The 20,502-nt window shown below is 57.0% G+C and carries 16 protein-coding genes and 1 pseudogene; 11 read left to right on the top strand and 6 right to left on the bottom strand.

Going from position 1 to position 20,502, the window contains the following annotated elements:
* Window positions 1–105: 105 nt before the first annotated feature.
* The 10 genes and pseudogenes from obgE (at window position 106) to ACIQT8_RS19495 (ending at window position 10,076) form a co-directional block, all read left to right on the top strand.
* Window positions 106–1,170, top strand: a complete 1,065-nt coding sequence (obgE, locus tag ACIQT8_RS19540; protein ID WP_138795178.1) for a GTPase ObgE — start codon at window positions 106–108, stop codon at window positions 1,168–1,170.
* Entirely contained in the window at window positions 1,167–2,342 is a 1,176-nt protein-coding gene (proB, locus tag ACIQT8_RS19535) for a glutamate 5-kinase (protein WP_400968514.1), read from the top strand. Before obgE ends, proB begins: the two co-directional genes overlap by 4 nt.
* The gene (locus ACIQT8_RS19530; RefSeq protein ID WP_400968512.1) at window positions 2,335–3,621 is read left to right on the top strand and encodes a glutamate-5-semialdehyde dehydrogenase; all 1,287 of its coding nucleotides are present in this window, start codon (window positions 2,335–2,337) and stop codon (window positions 3,619–3,621) included. The genes proB and ACIQT8_RS19530 overlap by 8 nt, the downstream gene beginning before the upstream one ends.
* A 42-nt stretch (window positions 3,622–3,663) precedes the next feature.
* Window positions 3,664–4,248 (top strand): nicotinate-nucleotide adenylyltransferase, encoded by a 585-nt coding sequence (locus ACIQT8_RS19525; RefSeq protein WP_400968738.1) that lies wholly within the window; start codon window positions 3,664–3,666, stop codon window positions 4,246–4,248.
* Between the two features lie 50 nt (window positions 4,249–4,298).
* Window positions 4,299–4,788: pseudogene (rsfS, locus tag ACIQT8_RS19520) on the top strand (ribosome silencing factor).
* A 98-nt stretch (window positions 4,789–4,886) separates the two neighbouring features.
* Complete coding sequence (rlmH, locus tag ACIQT8_RS19515; protein ID WP_400968510.1) at window positions 4,887–5,369, top strand: 23S rRNA (pseudouridine(1915)-N(3))-methyltransferase RlmH; 483 nt, start codon at window positions 4,887–4,889, stop codon at window positions 5,367–5,369.
* Between the two features lie 152 nt (window positions 5,370–5,521).
* A complete protein-coding gene (locus ACIQT8_RS19510) occupies window positions 5,522–6,928 on the top strand; it encodes a murein hydrolase activator EnvC family protein (protein WP_400968507.1) in 1,407 nt (468 codons plus the stop codon).
* On the top strand, window positions 6,918–8,243 hold the full coding sequence (locus ACIQT8_RS19505) for a S41 family peptidase (protein ID WP_138795183.1): 1,326 nt from the start codon (window positions 6,918–6,920) through the stop codon (window positions 8,241–8,243). Before ACIQT8_RS19510 ends, ACIQT8_RS19505 begins: the two co-directional genes overlap by 11 nt.
* 64 nt (window positions 8,244–8,307) lie before the next feature.
* Window positions 8,308–9,504 (top strand): divergent polysaccharide deacetylase family protein, encoded by a 1,197-nt coding sequence (locus ACIQT8_RS19500; protein ID WP_400968505.1) that lies wholly within the window; start codon window positions 8,308–8,310, stop codon window positions 9,502–9,504.
* 59 nt (window positions 9,505–9,563) lie between these two features.
* Entirely contained in the window at window positions 9,564–10,076 is a 513-nt protein-coding gene (locus ACIQT8_RS19495) for an RNA pyrophosphohydrolase (protein ID WP_138795185.1), read from the top strand.
* Between the two features lie 53 nt (window positions 10,077–10,129).
* On the opposite strand, the gene bfr is transcribed toward ACIQT8_RS19495, so the two are convergent.
* The 4 genes from bfr to ACIQT8_RS19475 all read right to left on the bottom strand — a co-directional run bounded on the left by bfr (window position 10,130) and on the right by ACIQT8_RS19475 (window position 13,178).
* Entirely contained in the window at window positions 10,130–10,621 is a 492-nt protein-coding gene (bfr, locus tag ACIQT8_RS19490; RefSeq protein WP_138795186.1) for a bacterioferritin, read from the bottom strand.
* Complete coding sequence (locus tag ACIQT8_RS19485) at window positions 10,587–10,898, bottom strand: bacterioferritin-associated ferredoxin (protein WP_400968502.1); 312 nt, start codon at window positions 10,896–10,898, stop codon at window positions 10,587–10,589. Before ACIQT8_RS19485 ends, bfr begins: the two co-directional genes overlap by 35 nt.
* A gap of 271 nt (window positions 10,899–11,169) precedes the next feature.
* Window positions 11,170–11,895 (bottom strand): acetoacetyl-CoA reductase, encoded by a 726-nt coding sequence (gene phbB / locus ACIQT8_RS19480; RefSeq protein ID WP_138795188.1) that lies wholly within the window; start codon window positions 11,893–11,895, stop codon window positions 11,170–11,172.
* A gap of 101 nt (window positions 11,896–11,996) precedes the next feature.
* A complete protein-coding gene (locus ACIQT8_RS19475; protein ID WP_400968500.1) occupies window positions 11,997–13,178 on the bottom strand; it encodes an acetyl-CoA C-acetyltransferase in 1,182 nt (393 codons plus the stop codon).
* Between the two features lie 244 nt (window positions 13,179–13,422).
* On the opposite strand from ACIQT8_RS19475, the gene phaR reads away from it, so the two are divergent.
* Entirely contained in the window at window positions 13,423–13,998 is a 576-nt protein-coding gene (gene phaR, locus ACIQT8_RS19470) for a polyhydroxyalkanoate synthesis repressor PhaR (protein ID WP_138795190.1), read from the top strand.
* A 35-nt stretch (window positions 13,999–14,033) separates the two neighbouring features.
* On the opposite strand, the gene ACIQT8_RS19465 is transcribed toward phaR, so the two are convergent.
* Together ACIQT8_RS19465 and ACIQT8_RS19460 are read right to left on the bottom strand one after the other, a co-directional pair.
* Complete coding sequence (locus ACIQT8_RS19465) at window positions 14,034–15,428, bottom strand: MFS transporter (protein WP_400968497.1); 1,395 nt, start codon at window positions 15,426–15,428, stop codon at window positions 14,034–14,036.
* 135 nt (window positions 15,429–15,563) lie between these two features.
* Window positions 15,564–20,324, bottom strand: a complete 4,761-nt coding sequence (locus tag ACIQT8_RS19460; RefSeq protein WP_400968494.1) for an NAD-glutamate dehydrogenase — start codon at window positions 20,322–20,324, stop codon at window positions 15,564–15,566.
* Between the last annotated feature and the right edge of the window lie 178 nt (window positions 20,325–20,502).

Here is a 20,502-nt window from a genome sequence, read left to right as displayed (position 1 = left end):
CGTTCAGGGTAAGCGCCTGTATTCGAAGCGGCAGAACCTTTGTTTGAAGCGCGATGGCAATATGCTTGCCGCAATTGCGCATAAAGCTGACAGAACGGCAGTCTGATGAAATTTCTCGATGAAGCAAAAGTCTATATCAAGTCAGGTGATGGCGGCGCGGGTGCCGTATCGTTCCGGCGCGAAAAATTCATCGAGTTCGGTGGACCGGATGGTGGTGATGGCGGCCGCGGTGGCGACGTCTGGATCGAGGTCGTCAATGGTCTCAACACCCTGATCGATTTCCGTTTTCAGCAACACTTCAAGGCCTCGATCGGCCAGCACGGCATGGGCAAGACGCGTACCGGCGCCAAGGGCGCCGATGTGACGCTGAGGGTACCTGTCGGCACGCAGATCTTTGAAGAAGACAATGAAACGCTGATCGTTGACCTGACAAAGGAAGGCCAGCGTTTTCGTATTGCCGCCGGCGGCAATGGCGGCTTCGGTAATGCCTATTTCAAATCATCGACCAACCAGGCACCGACCCATGCCAACCCCGGTCTGGCAGGCGAAGAAAAGACGATCTGGTTGCGGCTCAAGCTGATTGCCGATGCCGGTCTCGTTGGTCTGCCGAATGCAGGCAAGTCGACATTCCTGGCAACGGTTACGCGGGCGCGGCCGAAGATCGCCAACTACCCCTTTACGACGCTGCACCCCAATCTCGGCGTTGCCACCATCGACGGTCGCGAGTTCGTGCTTGCCGACATTCCAGGTCTGATCGAAGGCGCGCATGAGGGTGTGGGTATCGGTGACCGGTTCCTCGGTCACGTCGAGCGCACCCGTGTTCTGCTGCATCTGGTTTCCGCACAGGAAGAAAAAGTCGGCAAGGCGTATAAAACCGTCAAGGCTGAGCTGGACGCCTATGGTGGCGGTTTGACCGACAAGCCGGAAATCGTCGCGCTCTCCCAGATCGACGTGCTCGACGAAAAAGAGCTGAAAAAGAAGGCCAAGGAGCTTGAAAAGGCCTGCGGTCGTCCGCCGCTGCTTTTGTCGGCCGCTGCCCATATCGGTATGACGGAGGCCCTTCGCGCCCTTCGCGACATTATCGTTTCGGCCAGCGACGGTGGTGAAACGGCCCTGCCCGACCGATCCATGCCGATCGAGGAAATCGAGGATGGGGACGACCGGCTATGACGTCGACCTTGGCGCGAAAACCTCTCGGCAATCATAATCGGATCGTCATCAAGATCGGTTCCGCGCTGCTGGTCGATCGAAAGAGCGGACTGAAAAAGGATTGGCTCGATGCCATCTGCGAAGATATCGCAGCCCTGAAGAAGAGCGGTGTGGATGTTCAGGTGGTCTCTTCAGGCGCTATCGCGCTTGGCCGCACCGTGCTTGGGCTTCCTTCCGGTGCGTTGAAGCTTGAGGAAAGCCAGGCGGCTGCGGCCGTCGGACAGATCGCGCTGGCGCGCGCCTGGTCCGAAAGCCTGTCGCGGCATGAGATCGTTGCGGGACAAATCCTGCTGACATTGTCCGATACGGAAGAGCGCCGTCGTTATCTCAACGCGCGTGCGACGATCAGCCAGCTTCTGAAAATCGGTGCGATCCCGATCATCAACGAAAACGATACGGTGGCCACTACCGAGATCCGTTATGGCGACAATGATCGCCTGGCGGCGCGCGTCGCGACAATGACGGGTGCGGATCTTCTCGTGCTGCTGTCGGACATCGACGGTCTTTACACCGCGCCACCGCATCTCGATCCGGATGCCAGGTTCCTCGAGACGATCTCTGACATCACGCCCGAAATCGAAGCCATGGCAGGCGGGGCGGCTTCAGAACTGTCGCGCGGCGGCATGCGCACGAAGATGGACGCGGGCAAGATCGCGACGGCTGCCGGTTGCGGCATGATTATCGCCTCTGGCAAGACGCTCAATCCTTTGAAAGCCATTGAGAGTGGTGCGCGCTCGTCCTGGTTTGCCCCCTCGGGCACGCCCGTCACTGCGCGCAAGACCTGGATTGCCGGGCAGTTGCAGCCCGCTGGCGAAGTGCATGTGGATGCAGGTGCGGAGAAAGCGCTGCAGGCGGGCAAGAGCCTGCTTCCCGCTGGCGTACGTCAGGTCAAAGGAAACTTCGGTCGCGGTGATGCCGTTGCCATCATCGGATCTGAGGGACGTGAAATTGCTCGTGGCCTTGCGGGTTACGATGCTGACGAAGCGCGTCAGATCTATGGCCACAAGTCCAATGAAATCGAGGCAATTCTCGGTTATGTCGGACGCGCGGCCATGATCCATCGTGACGATCTGGTCATGACGGGGCCTGCGGTCAAAGTGAAAACCACGAAGAAGGATGAAGTCGATGCCTGAACAGGCCGTGAAGCAGAGCCATGATATCGATGCGCTGATGACAGCCATCGGCACACAGGCGAAAGCTGCTGCACGACCGTTGTCGATCGCGTCGACTGAACAGAAAAACCGTGCGCTCCTGGCGATGGCCGCAGCCATTGAGGCAGCGAAAGACAAGATTCTTGCTGCCAATGCCAAGGATCTGACGGCCGCTGAAGGCGCCGGTATTGCTGCATCTTTCATTGATCGGCTGACATTGAACGAGGCGCGGATCGACGGAATTGCCGAAGGCATTCGCTCGATTGCCGCCCTTCCCGATCCGGTTGGTGAAGTTATCGCCGCCTGGGACCGGCCAAACGGGCTGCACATCGAGCGCGTTCGCACGCCACTTGGCGTTATCGGTGTCATCTATGAAAGCCGCCCGAATGTCACAGCGGATGCCGGCGCGCTTTGCCTCAAGGCTGGTAACGCGGTCATTCTTCGCGGCGGTTCCGACTCGCAATATTCATCGCGTGCTATCCATGCCTGCCTCGTCGAAGGCTTGAAGATTGCCGGCCTTCCAGAGCATTCTATCCAACTCGTTCCTGTAACGGATCGTGCTGCGGTTGGTGCGCTTCTCGGTGGATTGAATGGTACCGTTGACGTAATCGTGCCGCGCGGTGGCAAAAGCCTGGTGGCCCGCGTTCAATCCGAAGCGCGCGTACCGGTCTTTGCGCATCTCGAAGGGCTTTGCCACATCTATGTCGATCAGTCCGCCGATCTCGACATGGCGAAAAAAATCGTCGTGAATGCCAAGATGCGCCGAACCGGTATTTGCGGCGCGGCCGAAACCCTGCTGGTCGATAAAGCTGTGGCGTCGACGCATCTTGAACCGCTGGTGAAAGCGTTGGTCGATGCCGGTTGTGAGGTTCGCGGTTCGCAGGCGGTCCGCGATGTCGTTGCAGGGACAGTATCCGCAACGGAAGAGGATTGGCGTACCGAGTATCTCGATGCGATCATTTCCGTTACCGTCGTTGATGGTATTTCTGGTGCGATTGACCATATCGGCACCTACTCGTCCAATCATACCGAGGCCGTGATTGCGGAAGATCCGTCAGTTGTCGAGCGCTTCTTCAACGAAATCGATTCCGCCATTCTCCTGCATAACGCGTCGACACAATTCGCCGACGGTGGCGAATTCGGCATGGGGGCAGAAATCGGCATCGCGACGGGCAAAATGCACGCGAGGGGACCGGTCGGCGTCGAGCAACTTACCTCGTTTAAGTACCGCGTGCATGGCACCGGCCAGACACGGACCTGATATTTGGTAGCCGAAGTACGGATCGACAGGCGTTACCTCACCATGCCGCATGCAGAGCGCGGCATGGTCATCGGGCTTTTCGGCGGGTCCTTCAATCCGCCGCATGCCGGACATGCGCTGGTGGCGGAAATCGCGCTTCGAAGGCTCGGGCTTGACCAGCTCTGGTGGATGGTGACGCCGGGAAATCCGCTTAAAAGTCGCGCAGACCTTGCACCGCTGGAAGATCGCATTGCCGCCTGTGAAAGGCTGGTGAGCGATCCGCGCATCAAGGTTACGGCGTTCGAAAAGTCGCTTGGCATCAGCTATACGGCCAACACGCTTGCCAAGGTAAAGGCGAAAAATCCTCATGTCCGTTTTATCTGGGTTATGGGGGCCGACAATCTGAAGAGCTTTCACCGCTGGCAGAAATGGCGACAGATCGCTGAAACCTTTCCGATCGCCGTGATCGACCGGCCTGGTTCGACGCTGGCCTATCTGTCTTCCACCATGGCGCAAGCCTTCAGCCATGCGCGGGTCGATGAGGATGATGCGGGTGTTTTGTGGAAAAAAACCGCGCCAGCTTGGGTGTTCATTCATGGCCCGCGTTCGACGCTCAGTTCCACGGCTCTTCGTAACGGTCACAAATGATGTATGGCCGGTGGCCTTCAGGGGCCATATCTTGAAAAGTTAATGCTTTGATGCCACCTTCATTGTGTGACGTAGAGAATCACGTCGCGCAGTGCCTGTTTTGTCATTCTTGGGAAAGGAAAACCTCTGACAACAGTTCACGCCAAGGGAAGAGCACATGTTGCTATCCCGAAGGGCCAGGACAGTGGCGCCGATGCCGCCGACCATGCCCTTGAAACCGTCCTCGCGAGTCTTGAGGACTCCAAGGCTGAAGATATCGTATCTCTCAACATTGCCGGAAAATCGGCGCTTGCGGACTACATGGTGGTGGTCTCCGGGCGATCGAACAGGCATGTTTCGGCGATCTGCGAGCATCTTCTCAAAGATATGAAGGATGAGGGCTTCGGAAACGCCCGCGTCGAAGGTCTTGAGACCGGCGACTGGGTGCTGATCGATACAGGCGATATCATCGTTCATGTTTTCCGCCCGGAAATCCGTGAATTCTACAACATCGAAAAGATGTGGGCGACGCCGGATATGCCGGAGGAAACGCTGCATTGATGCGGTTCTGATATCGGCCTGAGAGCTGGCTGCATAGGAATTCGCGGAGGATGCTGTTATGAGCGTAACCCGATTGGGTTGCGACAGGGCGGTTTTGAATGCGTATTTCGATTTTTGCGGTGGGACGGTTGAAATCCGGCCCCGAAAAGGATCTTGCGGCCCGCTATCTCGAGCGTCTCGCAAAAACCGGTCCAGCGATCGGTCTGGAATTTTCACGCGTCATTGAAGTCGCCGAAAGTCGTGCATCGAACTCGGAGACACGCAAGCGCGAAGAAGCGGCGATGCTTGAGAAGTATCTGGCCGATGGAGCGGCTCTGGTGTTGCTCGATGAACGCGGCAAGGCGCTGGACAGTCCCGCGTTTGCCGAGTTTTTTGGTAACCTGCGCGACAGCGGTCGACGTGATCTGATTATCGCCATTGGCGGGGCAGATGGGCTTGATCCGTCGCTTTACGAGAAGGCCGTCGCGGTTCTCAATCTCGGAAAACTCACCTGGCCGCATCAACTCGTGCGCATTTTGATTGCCGAACAGCTTTACCGCGCCGTCACCATTCTTTCCGGCCACCCCTATCATCGCGTCTGAAGAGCCCTCTTCGGCGAATTGGTGTCTCAATTTCAACACGAAAATTCCCGAACACCGCACGGTGTGGATCGGCTTTGGCGGTTGCCTCTTGGTGAATTGTGGCGAAGCAGCGTAATGTCGTTCATTGCGCTTCGGCATCAAAGAAAGTTCAAATGGACAAAGGACGGCAGAAAAAGGGGCAGATGGCTGTTGCAGGCGCGGTGATCGCTGCCTTGGCCCTCGGTCTTTTTCCCGCTGGCTTTACCGTCGCGCGCGATGATGCGGGCGCGGCCAGCGCGGATGCCACCAATGCCCCGCCTGATGATCTGCAGGCGCTTGAAAAGCGCCGCGACGAAAACCGTCAGGATCTCGAGGAACTGGTCGACAGCATTGGGCTTTCCGAAGACAAGACCCGACAACTTGAAGAGAGCATCGCCGCGCTTGACCAGGACAGCACGCGTATCCGCCAGGAACTGATCGATTCGGCGGCGCGGCGTAAGGATCTCGAAACAAAAATCAGCGATGGCGAAGACCGGCTGGCAAAACTCGGTGTGCGCGAAGATGGCGTGAAGGCTTCTCTGCGCGAGAGGCGTGGTGTGTTGGCCGAGGTTCTGGCGGCACTGCAGCGCATGGGGCGCAACCCGCCGCCTGCCCTGCTTGTCTCGCCGGAAGATGCGCTTGCTTCGGTTCGTAGCGCCATTCTACTCGGCGCCGTTGTTCCTGGAATTCGCGCCGAGACTGACAAGCTCGTTGCCGCTCTCAAAGAATTGACCGATCTGCAGCAGGCAATCGCTCGCGAAAAAGGCGATCTTACGGGTATGATGACGGCCAGTCTGGAAGAGGAAAAACGCCTCGACCTTTTGCTGGCAGAGAATGATCGTCGCAATACGCAGACTGCGTCTGAACTGGAGGCAGAACGCAAGCGTTCGGAAGAACTTGCCGGCAAGGCAACGAGTCTGGAAGGCCTTGTAAGTTCTCTTGAAACCGAGATCAGTTCGGTGCGTGAGGCGATGGAAAAGGCGCGGGCGGAAGAGCAACGTCTGGCGCGTCTTTCCGAGGCAGAACGAGAGAAAGAGAGAGCCGGCGCAGAGGCGGGAACGCCCGATAAAAACCGTATTGCGCCAGCATATCCTTTCGCAAGTTTGAAGGGTAAGCTGGACATGCCGGTGGCTGGCGACGTTCTGCGTCGCTTTGGAGACGCCGACGGAACAGGTCACTTTTCCAGAGGTCTCGTGGTTGCAACGGGCCCCGAGGCGCTGGTGACGGCCCCTGCAGACGGTTTTGTGGTTTTTGCGGGCGATTTCCGCAGTTATGGCCGCATGATCATCCTCAATACCGGGGATGGTTATCATGTGGTTCTGACGGGCATGGACAATGTAAGGACAAGGCAGGGAATGTTTGTATTCTCTGGCGAGCCCATCGCTTCGATGGGTGCAAAAAGAGTAGCAAGTGCAGCAGCATTGGCGCTGGAAACGGACAGGCCAACGCTCTACATTGAGTTCAGGAAAGACGGCGTGCCGGTTGATTCTCAACCGTGGTGGACCGCAAAAAATACCGGAAGGGCGCACAATGATTCGTAAGGTTTCGCTTCTCCTTATCGGTGGGCTTATGGGCGCCACGGCGATGAGTGTGATTTATTCGGCGAGCATGCCGGCACAGGCCGCCGGACCTTCGACTTATAAGGAACTGTCGATTTTTGGTGACGTGTTCGAGCGCGTCCGCGCCCAATATGTAACGCCACCAGATGATGAGAAGCTGGTCGAAAATGCCATCAACGGCATGCTCAGCTCGCTTGATCCGCATTCGAGCTTCATGAATGCGCAGGACGCCAACGACATGCGCACCCAGACCAAGGGTGAGTTTGGCGGTCTCGGCATCGAAGTGACCATGGAAAATGAACTGGTCAAGGTTATCACGCCCATCGACGATACGCCCGCATCTCGCGCCGGCATCCTCGCTGGCGACTTCATTTCGGAAATTGACGGAACACCGGTTCGTGGCTTGAAGCTGGAGCAGGCCGTTGAAAAGATGCGCGGCGCCGTCAAGACGCCGATCAAACTGACGATCATCCGTCAGGGCGCGGACAAGCCACTCGAATTCACTGTGATGCGTGACATCATTGCCGTGCGTGCGGTCAAATCCCGCGTTGAAGGCGATGTCGGTTATCTTCGTGTCATCTCCTTCACGGAGAAGACCTATGATGACCTCGAAAAGGCGATCAAGAAAATCAAGGCGGACGTTCCTGCCGACAAGCTCAAGGGCTATGTGCTCGACCTCCGCCTCAACCCAGGCGGTCTGCTTGATCAGGCGATCAACGTTTCCGACGCCTTCCTAGAGCGTGGTGAGGTCGTTTCGACCCGTGGCCGCAATCCGGATGAAACCCGCCGCTTCAACGCGACGGCAGGCGATCTGACCGATGGAAAGCCGGTAATCGTGCTTGTCAACGGCGGTTCGGCTTCGGCATCTGAAATCGTAGCTGGTGCTCTGCAGGATCTTCGCCGTGCGACGGTTGTCGGTACGCGCTCGTTCGGCAAGGGCTCCGTCCAGACGATCATTCCGCTTGGCGAAGCAGGCGCACTGCGCCTGACCACGGCGCTCTATTACACCCCGTCTGGCAAGTCGATCCAGGGTACGGGTATTCAGCCTGACATCAAGGTTGAACAGCCGCTGCCACCGGAATTGCAGGGTAAGGTCACAAGCGAAGGTGAATCGGGTCTGACCGGTCACATCAAGGGACAGAGCGAAACCGAAGAAGGTTCTGGTTCTTCCGCTTATGTTCCGCCGGAAGCAAAGGACGACATTCAGCTCAACTATGCGCTGGATCTTCTGCGCGGCAACAAGACCGATCCGTCCTTCCCGCCGAACCCGGAAAAGGCTGTGGTCAACAAGCAGTAAGACGAAAAGCGCCGTTTGACGGCGCTTTTTTCCCTTTTGCCGCATCAGTCGAGTGGACCCTTCATTGCCTTCGGACCTGCGAAAACCGCTCATGGGCCGCAATAAAAAAAGCGCCGGTTTCAACCGGCGCTTTTCGGCAATTATGGGCCTTGCCGGTGTCGCTGTGCTGACGATTGGCGGCTTGTCGATCTATACGGCGCTATATCCGGATAACCTCCAGCGAACGACCGCGAATACGCAAGCTGCTGCGACGCCTTCTGAGAAGGATCAGGAACAGCCGGCCGATATAGCAGGAAATGCTGAGACCACAGGTCTGCAGCCGGAAAGCGGGCGCTCCGGCGCAAACATCAATCGCTCGACGATGGCCGATGGTAACATCGTATCCGTCTATTCCCCTCGGACGCGGGATAATGATGGGCCGGTTTTGATGAGTGGTCAGACCTATGGTCAGGACCCTCGTATGGCCACCAGGCCCAATGACGCCTTGCTGGAAGAGACTGCATTCGGTCGCTTGCCGATCGTCGCGGCGGATGGTCTGCGTTCGGTGGAACAATATGCCAGGCCGTGGTCAGGCGCGCGCGGGACGCGTGTTGCCATCGTTGTTGGTGGCCTGGGTTTGAGCCAGACTGGCTCCCAGAAGGCCATTCGTGATCTTCCTGCAGAGGTGACGCTGGGCTTCGCGGCAAGCGGTAACAGCCTGCAACGCTGGATGCAGGAAGCGCGTCGCGAAGGTCATGAGATTTTGCTGCAGGTTCCGCTTGAACCCTTTGGTTATCCGGGAACCAATCCTGGGCCCGATACCTTGCTGGCGGGTGACCCGGCCAAGGTCAACATTGATCGCCTGCATCGTTCCATGGCGAAAATCACCAATTACACCGGTGTGATGAACTATCTCGGGGGACGCTTTCTCGCCGATCAAAAGGCGCTGGAACCTGTGATGCGTGATATCGGCAAGCGCGGACTGCTGTTTCTCGATGATGGCTCATCCGCTCAGTCTTTAAGTGGCAACATCGGCAAGGCGATATCCGCACCTCATGGCTTCGCCGACGTTCAACTCGACAATGAGGTCAACGAAGGTGCCATCCTGCGCAAGCTCGACGAACTGGAACGGATAGCGCGCCGCAACGGTTCTGCGATCGGAGTGGCGTCGGCATTTGACGAAAGCATCGCTGCCATCGCGAAGTGGTCGCCGGAGGCGTCGGCGCGAGGCATTGAGATCGTTGGCGTTTCTGCGCTTGTCTCGGGACAGGCAGGACAGTAAACCTTTGATCGGTTTCTCTCCCTGCGCCTTAATGGGCGCGCAAAGCCAGCGGGTTTTTGATGACTATCAAAGCAGAAGATTTGCCTTATCGCCCTTGCGCCGGAATCATGGTGCTCAACAGCAAAGGCCTTGTCTGGGCTGGACGGCGTATCAAGGAGGGTAACTCCGAATATGACGGTTCTCCGCATCTATGGCAGATGCCGCAAGGTGGCATCGACGACGGCGAGCAGCCGCTGAAAGCTGCCGTTCGTGAACTTTATGAAGAGACGGGCATGAAGACCGTTACGCTGCTTGCGGAAGCGCGTGACTGGATTCACTACGACTTGCCGCCGGAATTGATCGGTATCGGTCTTCGCGGCAAATATCGTGGGCAGGCGCAGCGCTGGTTTGCGTTCCGCTTTGACGGTGACGAGAGCGAAATCCAGATTGATCCGCCGCCTACAGGCCATGAGGCGGAATTCGATGCGTGGGACTGGAAGCCGATGGAAAGCCTGCCTGAATTGATCGTCCCCTTCAAACGGGGCGTTTATGAGCAGGTGGTCGCCGAGTTTCGGCATCTGGCTGGTCAGTAAAAACGCAAAAAGGCGGCACCGGTGCCGCCTTTTTCATATTCATGAAGGTCCGATTATTCGGATTCGACGGCATCCGCAGAGTCAGCGTTGAGCTGGCCGTATTTGTTTTCACCGATCTTGTTGAGAAGGTCGAGCTGCGTCTCCAGGAAGTCGATGTGACCTTCCTCGTCGATGAGCAGCGTTTCGAACAGCTTCATCGACACGTAGTCGCCGGCGTCATGACAGATGTCACGCGACTTCTTGTAGGCGGTACGTGCGTCGTATTCGCCCGCGAGATCAGCTTCCAGCACTTCCTTGACGTTCTGGCCGATACGCAGAGGAGCGACGGTCTGAAGGTTCGGGTGACCTTCAAGGAAGATGATGCGGTCGATGATCTTGTCGGCGTGCTGCATCTCTTCGATGGACTCAGCACGTTCCTTCTTGGCAAGCTTTGTGAAGCCCCAATCATTCAGCAGACGGTAATGGAGCCAATACTGGTTGACTGCACCGAGTTCGAGGAACAGCGCCTCGTTAAGCTGCTCGATGACTTTTTTGTCGCCTTTCAATGTCCGCTCTCCTGTTCTCTTCGTGGAATCGCTTCAGGCGGGACATAAAATCAAAAACCTCGGCTTCCGTCGAGTGGCGACGGGCGTGATAGTCCTCGGTCGTTTTGATGATGAGGTCGACTACAGTCGGAAAACAGCCGCAACAGCGGCCACGTTTTGCCATGGCATGATAGACTTTTGCCGGGACAATAAGCTGCCAACAGTCCTCGTCCAGCAACTCAATGATGACGTCGCGGATGTCGTTGTCGGTAATGTAATTGCAGCTGCAAACCAGCATGACTAACTGCCTGTATGACGCAACACGTTGTTTTCGCTCTTAAACCAAAACAGGATAGTCAGTGTCAAGAAAAACATGGTTTCTGAGTCATCAGTATAATTTAGAGTCTTTCTAAACCATACAAAAAGAGTCGCCTTTTCATCTGGTTAGCTTCTATTTCCATAGGCGTTTTTCTGACTCAAGTTTTTGTGCGACACCTCCGCCGACGAGGCGTTATCACGAAAAGTTTACTGACGTGGGGTCCTGTCGGCCGGAAGTCTGCCAATGCCTGTCAGGCGAAATATTGTCCGCCGTTGGCCGTAAGGGTGGAGCCTGTGATAAATCCCGCCTGGTCGGAGACGAGGAACAGAACACAACGAGCGATCTCTTCGGGTTCGCCAAGCCGTCCCACCGGGATCTGCGGTATGATGCGCTCTGACAGGACCTGTTCGGGAATGGCTCTGACCATCTCCGTGCCGATATATCCGGGGCATATCGCGTTGACCGTGATATTGCGGCTCGCGCCTTCCTGGGCGAGGGCTTTGGTAAAGCCGATATCTCCCGCCTTGGAGGCGGAGTAGTTCGCCTGCCCCGCCTGCCCCTTCTGACCGTTGATCGAGGATATGTTGACGATACGTCCAAATCCCCGCTCCCGCATGCCCGGCCAGACGGGATGGGTCATGTTGAACACACCGGTGAGGTTTGTATCGATTACCTCACGCCATTGCTGGGGTGACATCTTGTGAAACATCGCGTCGCGGGTGATGCCGGCATTGTTCACAAGAACCTCGATTGGGCCCAATGTTGCCTCGACTTGGGCGATGCCCGCAAGGCAGGCGTCGTAGTCGCGTACGTCCCACTGAAACGCCGGTATGCCGGTTTCCTTCTGGAACGCCGCTGCACGATCGGTCGTGAAGGCGTAGTTGACAGCCACCTTGTAGCCGGCGGCCTGTAATGCACGCGCAATTGCTGCCCCGATTCCGCTCGTTCCGCCTGAAATCAACGCAACCCGGCTCATGCTGGCCTCCATGACCTGTAAAAGATGGTGTTCAACGGCCACATAAATGCGGCCAATGGGAGGCTGCTTCTACAGCATTGCTTCTGAAACCAAAATGGTTTTCAGAGGGCCTCCACACACATCGCAACGCCCATGCCGCCACCGATGCACAGCGTCGCAAGACCCCTGGAGACATTGCGGCGGCGCATTTCGAACAGAAGCGTGTTAAGGACGCGTGCGCCGGACGCACCAATGGGATGGCCGATCGCGATAGCGCCACCGTTGACGTTGACGATTGACGGATCAAGACCAAGATCACGAACCACGGCACAGGACTGTGCCGCAAAGGCCTCATTTGCTTCCACCAGGCCAATATCGCCGATTGACCAGCCCGCCTTGGCAAGCGCCTTGCGAGAGGCAGGAATGGGACCTGTTCCCATAATTTGCGGATCGACACCCGCTGTTGCCCAGGAGACAATGCGCGCCAATGGCGTAATACCGCGTCGGGAAGCTTCCTGTTCGGTCATCAGCAAGGTTGCAGCGGCGCCGTCGTTCAGGCCGGAAGCGTTACCGGCCGTAACGGTGCCTTCCTTGTCGAAGGCGGGACGGAGTTTAGCCATCGTTTCAATTGAGGTACCGGCGCGAATGTGCTCATCGGTATCAACAATGATGTCGGCCTTTCGGCCCTTTATTGTGAAAGGCACGATTTCGTCCTGGAATCGTCCTGCGCTTTGTGCCGCTTCCGCCTTGTTCTGGGAGGCGACGGCAAACTGGTCCTGATCGTCACGGCTGAGCTGCCATTGCCGGGCAATGTTCTCGGCTGTGATGCCCATGTGATAACCGTAGAACGCGTCAGTGAGGCCATCTTTCAACATCGTGTCGATCATTTTGAAGTCGCCCATTTTTACGCCGCCGCGCAAATGTGCGCAGTGGGGCGCCACGGACATGGACTCCTGACCACCGGCGACAACGATTGCCGCGTCACCCGTTGCAATCTGCTGCATGCCAAGCGCTACAGCGCGCAGACCTGATCCACAGAGTTGGTTGATACCAAAAGACGTCGCTTCCTGCGGAATGCCAGCCTTCATGGCTGCCTGTCGTGCCGGGTTCTGCCCCTCGCCAGCCGTCAGAACCTGCCCCAGAAGCACCTCATCGACTTCACCTGCCTCGACACCCGCACGCTCCAGAACGGCGCGAATGACCGTAGCACCAAGTTCATGGGCCGGGATGTTGGCAAAGCTTCCATTGAACGAACCAACGGCAGTGCGGGCCGCACTGGCGATCACGATTGAAGGCAAAGTCATAAGGTTCCTCCTCACTTTCGGGCGGGAGACTGGCAAAGGTTTTCATCCAAGTCAAACGGTGTCGGGCGCTTTGAAAGATGTTGCGAAAGCAATGCGATATATTGCCAAAAATTGCTGCGCAAAAAACAAACTGTTGCATTGCACAAAACATTTGTCACAGGGCTGGTTTTGCGCTTACACTTCACAACGGGAAGAGCAATAACACCAAAAAACAAAAAAATACCAGCATCGCGAGGAGGCGAGGATGGCAAAGCACGACGGCGAAACGATTATCAAAAAATACGCCAATCGGCGGCTCTACAATACGGGCACGAGCACCTATGTGACGCTTGATGACCTGGCGCAGATGGTCAAGCGTGGTGAGGACTTCAAGGTTCAGGACGCCAAGACATCCGAAGACATTACCCATGCAGTGCTGACGCAGATCATCGTCGAGCAGGAAGCCAAGACTGGCAACACGCTTCTGCCGACGGCTTTTCTCAGGCAGTTGATTTCCTATTATGGCGATCAGATGCAGATGGTGGTGCCGACGTTTCTCGAGCACTCGATGAAGACCTTTTCCGATCAGCAGAGCCAGATGCAGGAGCATATGGCCAAGGCCTTCGGCGACGGTTCGCTTGCCCGGAATTTCCAGGCACCGCTTCAGATGATGGAAGAGCAGATCCGCCGCAACACGGAACTTTTCCGTCAGGCCATGCAGGGGTTCGCGCCTTTTTCGATGCCGCAGGCTCCGAAGGAGACGCGTAAGCCGAATGCTTCTGAAATTGACGAGCTGAAAGAGCAACTGCGCGCATTGCAGCAAAAACTCGACCAGCTTTGAAAACCTGCTGCGACCGGCCTTGGCCGGTCCGCCTGTCACTTCTTGTCTTCGGATTGGGGTGCTGTGCGTTCGGGAACGCGCAGTAACAGCAGAAATCCGGCTCCCAGGAAAACGATCAAGGTTGCCATGCCGATATGGGCTGAGCCGGTCATGGCGGTTGCGACCGAAAAGCTCAGCGTTGCCATGAAACTGGTAGCGCGTCCCGATAGTGCGTAAATCCCAAAATAACGGCCTGCTTCCGCCACCGTGATATTGCGCGCCAGGTAGGAGCGTGACGAGGCCTGCACGGGACCGAAAGCCAGGCCGATCAGCACACCGTAGACGAGATAGGCTTTCTCTGCGCCCGTCGCGAATATACCGCCATCATCAGTGGTCGATAGCGCCATCCAGCCAAAGAGGGTCGAGCCACGTTCCGTGGATACAATGCCGATGGTCGCAATCAACAGAAGCACGAGGCTGATGAGGATTGTCGTGCGAGAGCCGAGGCGATGGTCTATGCGGCCGGCAACAAAACAGCCCGCAATGGCAACGACATTCAGAAGAATGCCGAACAGCCCGATCTCCATTGTCGCCCATCCGAACATACCGGCTGCAAAAGCACCACCGAGAATGAGGACGCCGTTGACGCCATCCTGATAGAGCATACGGGCGATCAAAAACCGCAGCAGGACAGGGCGACCACGAAGCTCTCGCAGCGTTGCCCGCAATTCCGTCAGTCCAGAGCGGATGGCTGACTTGAATGGCAAGCCCTTGTCACTGTCGGGAGTGAAGAGAAACATCGGCAGGATAAAGACGAGGTACCACAGCGCGGCGATCGGCCCTGTTATTCGAGCGTCTTCTCCGGTGACAGGATTTAACCCGAAAAGCGGCGTGATGCCGGCAATCGTACGGCCAGTTTGCGGGTTGGCGGCGAGGAGCGTCACAACAGCAATCAATACCACCATGCCACCGAGATAACCGAGCCCCCAGGCAAGGTTGGAAATTCGGCCGACATTTTGCGGATTGGTCAATCTCGGCATCATGGAATCGTTGAAAACGATGGAAAACTCCGCCGCGATCGAGGCAAAGATCATGCAGACGACCGGAAGGACGATTGGAGAGCCGGGTGCAGCAAACCACAGGAGCGACAGGCTGACGATCTTTATGACGGCAAAAAAGGCGATCCACGGCTTGCGTGATCCGGACTGATCGGCAATCGAACCGAGGATCGGGGAAAAAATGGCAATGACGATGGAGGATATCGTCGCCATGTTGCTCCAGACCGTCTGCGCCGAGACTGGATCTTCCGTCAGGCGTGAAACGAAATAGGGGCCGAAAATGAAAGTGGTGACGACCGTGAAGAACGGTTGCGCCGCCCAGTCGAACATGACCCAACCCCAGATACCCCGTTTTGCAATCTTCGTTTCGGCGGGTGGGGAGGAAGCGGTCATTCGGTATCCTGTAGCAGAAGGACGTCTGGGAGGAGAAAGCGACGCTTTTGTCTGACTACCCGTGCAGGTGCCCGGGTAGTCGTTTTGCGTATTGGAGCGGCTTTACTGCTCTGCTGATCTGGAACTCAGTCGATCTCAGCGAGCCAGAACGATGTCGGCCAGCAATCCGGCTGCGACCGTCAGTCGTGCAAGATTGATTTCGCCGCTATCGCTCAACGCAGCCAGTTCCGAGACGATACGATTGACGCGAACGCGGTCAGCAGCATACCAGGCCTGTACCGGGTCCTTCTCCTTTGCGTATTCCGTCAGAGCAGACACGACGATCTTGCGTCTCGCCGAAGAAATCTGATCCTGATTGCGCAGGAGTGCCAGACTTTCATAGTAGTCGGCAGGCGAAATGCGCTGGCTTGCTTCCAGCAACCTTGCCACACGGAACGTCGCGGAGACTGTCGCATAGCTTTCTGCTGCACGCGCAAGAGACGTCGAGGCGCTGTCGGCGATAAGCATGATCTCCGGAACGTAAACCAGGAGCGACAGAGTATCGAGTTCCTGGAGCAGGCCGGATGGCACCCCTTCAAGTTCCGTGGCACCGAGTTGCTGGCGATACTTCGCTGCCGCCGGAGCCAGGGATTTCACGGCGCTTTTCAGGCGCTCGATCTCGTCCGCCATCGCATTTGTGCCAGCACTCGCACCGCGCGCTTGCAGATAAAGCCTGCTTACCTCGGAGAATATGCGGGTGATCCGTGCGTAGAGTTCATTCTGGATGTTGCCGCTGATCTTTCCGTCAAGTGCATCGACCTCAGACCAGAGGCGCTTCAGACCGAAACCGTCTTCGACAATCATGGCCGCCTTGACGACATCGGCAGGCAAAAGGCCGCTGGCATCGGCAAGCTTCTGTACGAAGCCCGGGCCGCCACGGTTCACGACCGTATTGGCAAGTGCGGTCGCAACGATCTCGCGGTGCAGCCGGTGGCTTGTGATATCCGCTGCATAGGTCTTCTGCATTTTGACGGGGAAGTAATCCACCAGCAGATGCTGGAGATAGGGTTCGTCCGGCAAAGCGCTTGCCACCAGTGCATCAAACAGCGTCAGCTTTGCATAGGAGAGCAGAACACCGATTTCAGGGCGGGTCAGTGGTTTTCCGCTGGCATAACGTTCGGTGAATTCGGCGTCGTTCGGCAGGGTTTCGACCTTGCGGTTCAATTGCCCGGCTGCTTCCAGTGCACTCATCAACCGGCCGAGTTCTTCGCGGTTACCGGTACCCAGTCGCTCTGTCAGTGAAATCGCCAGCGACTGCAGGTAGTTGTTGCGCAGCACCAGGTGTGCCACTTCCGGCGTCATGGACGCAAGAAGCTGGTTCCGCTTTGGCAGGGTCAGACGACCGCTGTTAACGGCAGATGCCAGCGCAATCTTGATGTTGACCTCAACGTCCGAGGAGTTGACGCCTGCAGAGTTGTCGATGGCGTCAGAGTTGCAACGTCCACCAGCCAGAGAATAGGCAATACGGCCCTTCTGGGTGATGCCGAGATTGGCGCCTTCACCAATCACCTTGGCCCGAACTTCCGTGGCATTGACGCGGATCGGATCATTGGCCCTGTCACCAACTTCGGCGTTGGTTTCGACTGCCGCCTTGATGTAGGTGCCGATGCCGCCGAACCACAGCAGATCGACAGGCGATTTCAGGATGGCCGTCATGATTTCAAACGGCGTGGCAACGGTTTTGTCGATACCAATGGCTGCCGCCGCCTCAGGTGTCAGCGTGACCGATTTTTCCGCACGGGAAATAATCATCGCGCCCTTTGAAAGCAGCGAGCGATTATAGTCCTGCCAGCTGGAGCGCGGCAATTCGAAGATACGCTTGCGCTCGGCAAAGGACTGATCCGTGTCGGGGTCTGGATCGATGAAGATGTCGCGGTGATCGAAGGCTGCGATCAGTCTGATCTTTTCAGACAGCAGCATGCCGTTGCCGAAAACGTCGCCGGACATATCGCCGACGCCAGCCACCGTGAACGGCGTCGTCTGGATATAGGTATCCATTTCACGGAAGTGGCGTTTTACGGTTTCCCACGCGCCGCGGGCGGTAATGCCCATTTTCTTGTGGTCGTAACCGGCCGATCCGCCGGACGCAAAAGCATCGTCGAGCCAGAAGTTCGCTTCGCGGGCAAGCCCATTGGCCGTGTCGGAGAAGGTTGCCGTTCCCTTGTCGGCTGCGACGACGAAATAGGGGTCATCTCCGTCCAGTCGCAAGGTGTCGGCCGGTGCGACAATGTCATCGCCGATGATATTGTCGGTGATCGACAACAGCGTGCGAATGTAGGTCTTGTAGGCTTCGCGACCGGCATTGAAGACTTCGTCGCGTGTGCCGCCGGCCGGTAGTGCTTTCGGGAAGAAGCCGCCCTTTGCACCCACAGGTACGATCACGGCATTCTTGACCTGCTGCGCCTTGACGAGACCGAGCACCTCGGTGCGATAGTCCTGACCGCGATCCGACCAGCGCAGACCGCCGCGAGCGACCTTTCCAAAGCGCAGGTGCACACCTTCGACCTCGGTTCCGTAGACGAAGATTTCGCGGAAGGGGCGGGGATCGGGAAGGCCGTCGAGATGCTTCGGATCAAACTTGAAGGCCAGCACTTCGCGCGGTGTACCATCCTCGTTTTTCTGGAAGTAGTTGGTCCGCAATGTCGCGTCGATGGCATTGACGTAACGTCTCAATGTCCGGTCCTCATCAAGGTTCGGAACGCCGGTGAGGGCTGTCTCGATCGCCTTGTGCAGCTCGGAGAGCTTTTTGACGCGGGTCTTTTCGGCGATTGCCGGATCGAAATCTGTCGTAAACAGATCGAACAGTTTGCGGGTGATGGCCGGGTATTTGAACAGAGTTTCGGAGATATGCTCCTGCGAATACACGATCCCGGTCTGTCGCAGATAACGGGCGTAGGCGCGGAGCACGGAGGCTTCCCGCACCGTCACACCAGCGGCGAGGATAAGGCGGTTGAAATTGTCGTTGTCAACCTTGCCCGCAAATGCGGCCAGGAATGCGTCTTCAAGACGCGGCCCGTAGACGGCGAGATCAAGTGCAGCACCGGTCGCAATTGCCAGCTCCATGTCATGCAGCACGATATCCTGACGATCGCCTTCTGACAGGATACCGATATCAAAGGTACGTTCGCTGATAACGTTGAAGCCGAGATTTTCAAGCAACGGCACGCGGCGCGACAGCGGCAGGTGGCCGTCGCGGTGGAAGATTTTGAGGGACAGCCTGTCCTGTGGTTGATCGTCCTGGCGATAGAACTCGATCCGAACCGCCTCACCCTTTGCTGTCGCGACGATGTCGCGCATGTCGCCGACAGCCTCTTCCGGCGTAAAGGCTTCCTGATAGGCCTGATCCACATCCAGCAGTGGTGCTCCGGCTTCGGAGAGCGCAACGAAATGGTCTATCCAGCGCGCGGCGATATCGCTGACTGCATCTTCCAGCTTGTCCTGAGCAATGCGTGGAGTCTTTCCGTCCGTACGACCGACGATGAAATGCACGCGGGCAACGGCCCCTTCGGGGAAGGCCGGATAGTAGGCCGAGATGTGGCCGTTATAGACCTTGCTCAGATAGTCGCCGATCTTCTCGCGGACGTAGGAATTGTATTCCTCGCGCGGCACGAAAATGATGGCGGAGACAAAACGGTCGAAGCGATCGATGCGGGCAAGCACGCGCACGCGCGGGCGATCGCTGAGTTCCATGATCTGCTCGACAAAGCGGATCAGCAGATCCTCTTCGATCTGGAAGAGGTCGTCACGTGGATAGGCCTCAAGTGTATTGTGAAGAATTCGGCCGGAGTGACTGTTCGGATCGAAACCGAAATGGCGTTCAACCTCTGCCACCTTGGCGCGGAGCAGGGGAATTTGCCTGACGGGGCGCGTGTAAGCGGTGGCGGTAAAGAGGCCGACGATGCGCAACTCGCCGGTGACGTTGCCATCTTCATCGAAGCGCTTGATGCCGATGTAGTCCATATAGGCGCGGCGGTGGACGATGGATTTCACATTGGCTTTGGTGACGATCAGGAAGTCGGGGCCATCAAGGAATGCCAGGATCTCCGGGGTCGTTGTGACCGCATCCTTGCCAAGACGCAGAACACGAACGTCCGGATCGCTCAAAATACCAAGGCCCACGCCATCACCGCGCTCGATGCGGGCGTTCTTCCCCTTGCCGGAATAGGTATAGTCGCGCATGCCGAGGAAGGTGAAGTTGTCGTTGCGCAGCCAGTTGAGGAATTCGACCGCTTCCGTGCGTTCGGTCTTGCGTCTTGCAGATCCACGTTCCGACAGTTCCGCAAGCGCGTCGTCCAGCTTGGCAAGCATGGGCTTCCAGTCGCTATAGGCGGAGTGGACCTGGGCGAGTACGAAGCGCAGCCGTTCTTCGAGGGTGGCGGCAGCCTGTGGCGTCAGAGGTGCGATATGCAGTTGAATGAGGCTGATGTTTTGGCCCGGATCATCTTCTGCTTCGGCAAGGCGGTAGCCCGCTTCTGATTTTTCGTCGTGAACGAGAATAGGGTGCACAGCAAGATAGAGACCACGGAAGCTGCTGGTCACTTCTCCCATCACGGAATCGTAGAGGAACGGCATGTTCCGCCCGATGATGGTCAAGACTGTAACGGGAATATCCTTCGGTGTTACACCTTCGACCGACGATATGCTGATATAGGGTTTCTCGCCTTTCGAACGCGCCAGCGCCTCATAGGTATGCGCGGCACTAGTGGCCAGCATTTCGGCGGAATAATATTCTATGTCGTCAGGGCTTGCGCGCCCGTAAAGAATGCCTGGATCGAGAAATGGCGCTGTCTGGGTGCTTGCGAGATTTCGTGCTTTTTCGATCTGTTTTTCACGTTTTGGATTGTTTCTGTAGCCCATTTTGCGCGGATTCCTCCAAAAAATCACACTTTAAAGAGAAAAAGCATCGTGAAAGTCACGATTTTGCCTTCTCGGTCGAATCGGATATTGGCGTGTAATTGCGAAGAGTTTAAGAGGCATTTGCGTTTCTGACGCTTGGCAGTGAAAATTTATTGCTTTTGCCGATTTTGTCGAGCCA

The organism is Agrobacterium sp. NPDC090273 (genome assembly GCF_044772305.1).
GTDB lineage: Bacteria > Pseudomonadota > Alphaproteobacteria > Rhizobiales > Rhizobiaceae > Agrobacterium.
The sequence above is the reverse complement of the archived record's forward strand: the minus strand, read 5'-3'. Positions and strand labels throughout refer to the sequence as shown.

Bases quoted from the DNA above. Each gene is read 5' to 3' on its own strand.
- phaR (WP_138795190.1), top strand. From the start codon at position 13,423: ATGGCAAAGCACGACGGCGAAACGATTATCAAAAAATACGCCAATCGG.
- phbB (WP_138795188.1), bottom strand. From the start codon at position 11,895: ATGAGCCGGGTTGCGTTGATTTCAGGCGGAACGAGCGGAATCGGGGCA.
- obgE (WP_138795178.1), top strand. From the start codon at position 106: ATGAAATTTCTCGATGAAGCAAAAGTCTATATCAAGTCAGGTGATGGC.
- rlmH (WP_400968510.1), top strand. From the start codon at position 4,887: ATGCGTATTTCGATTTTTGCGGTGGGACGGTTGAAATCCGGCCCCGAA.
- ACIQT8_RS19525 (WP_400968738.1), top strand. From the start codon at position 3,664: ATGCCGCATGCAGAGCGCGGCATGGTCATCGGGCTTTTCGGCGGGTCC.
- ACIQT8_RS19495 (WP_138795185.1), top strand. From the start codon at position 9,564: ATGACTATCAAAGCAGAAGATTTGCCTTATCGCCCTTGCGCCGGAATC.
- ACIQT8_RS19460 (WP_400968494.1), bottom strand. From the start codon at position 20,324: ATGGGCTACAGAAACAATCCAAAACGTGAAAAACAGATCGAAAAAGCA.
- ACIQT8_RS19465 (WP_400968497.1), bottom strand. From the start codon at position 15,428: ATGACCGCTTCCTCCCCACCCGCCGAAACGAAGATTGCAAAACGGGGT.
- ACIQT8_RS19505 (WP_138795183.1), top strand. From the start codon at position 6,918: ATGATTCGTAAGGTTTCGCTTCTCCTTATCGGTGGGCTTATGGGCGCC.
- ACIQT8_RS19530 (WP_400968512.1), top strand. From the start codon at position 2,335: ATGCCTGAACAGGCCGTGAAGCAGAGCCATGATATCGATGCGCTGATG.
- ACIQT8_RS19485 (WP_400968502.1), bottom strand. From the start codon at position 10,898: ATGCTGGTTTGCAGCTGCAATTACATTACCGACAACGACATCCGCGAC.
- ACIQT8_RS19510 (WP_400968507.1), top strand. From the start codon at position 5,522: ATGGACAAAGGACGGCAGAAAAAGGGGCAGATGGCTGTTGCAGGCGCG.
- ACIQT8_RS19475 (WP_400968500.1), bottom strand. From the start codon at position 13,178: ATGACTTTGCCTTCAATCGTGATCGCCAGTGCGGCCCGCACTGCCGTT.
- proB (WP_400968514.1), top strand. From the start codon at position 1,167: ATGACGTCGACCTTGGCGCGAAAACCTCTCGGCAATCATAATCGGATC.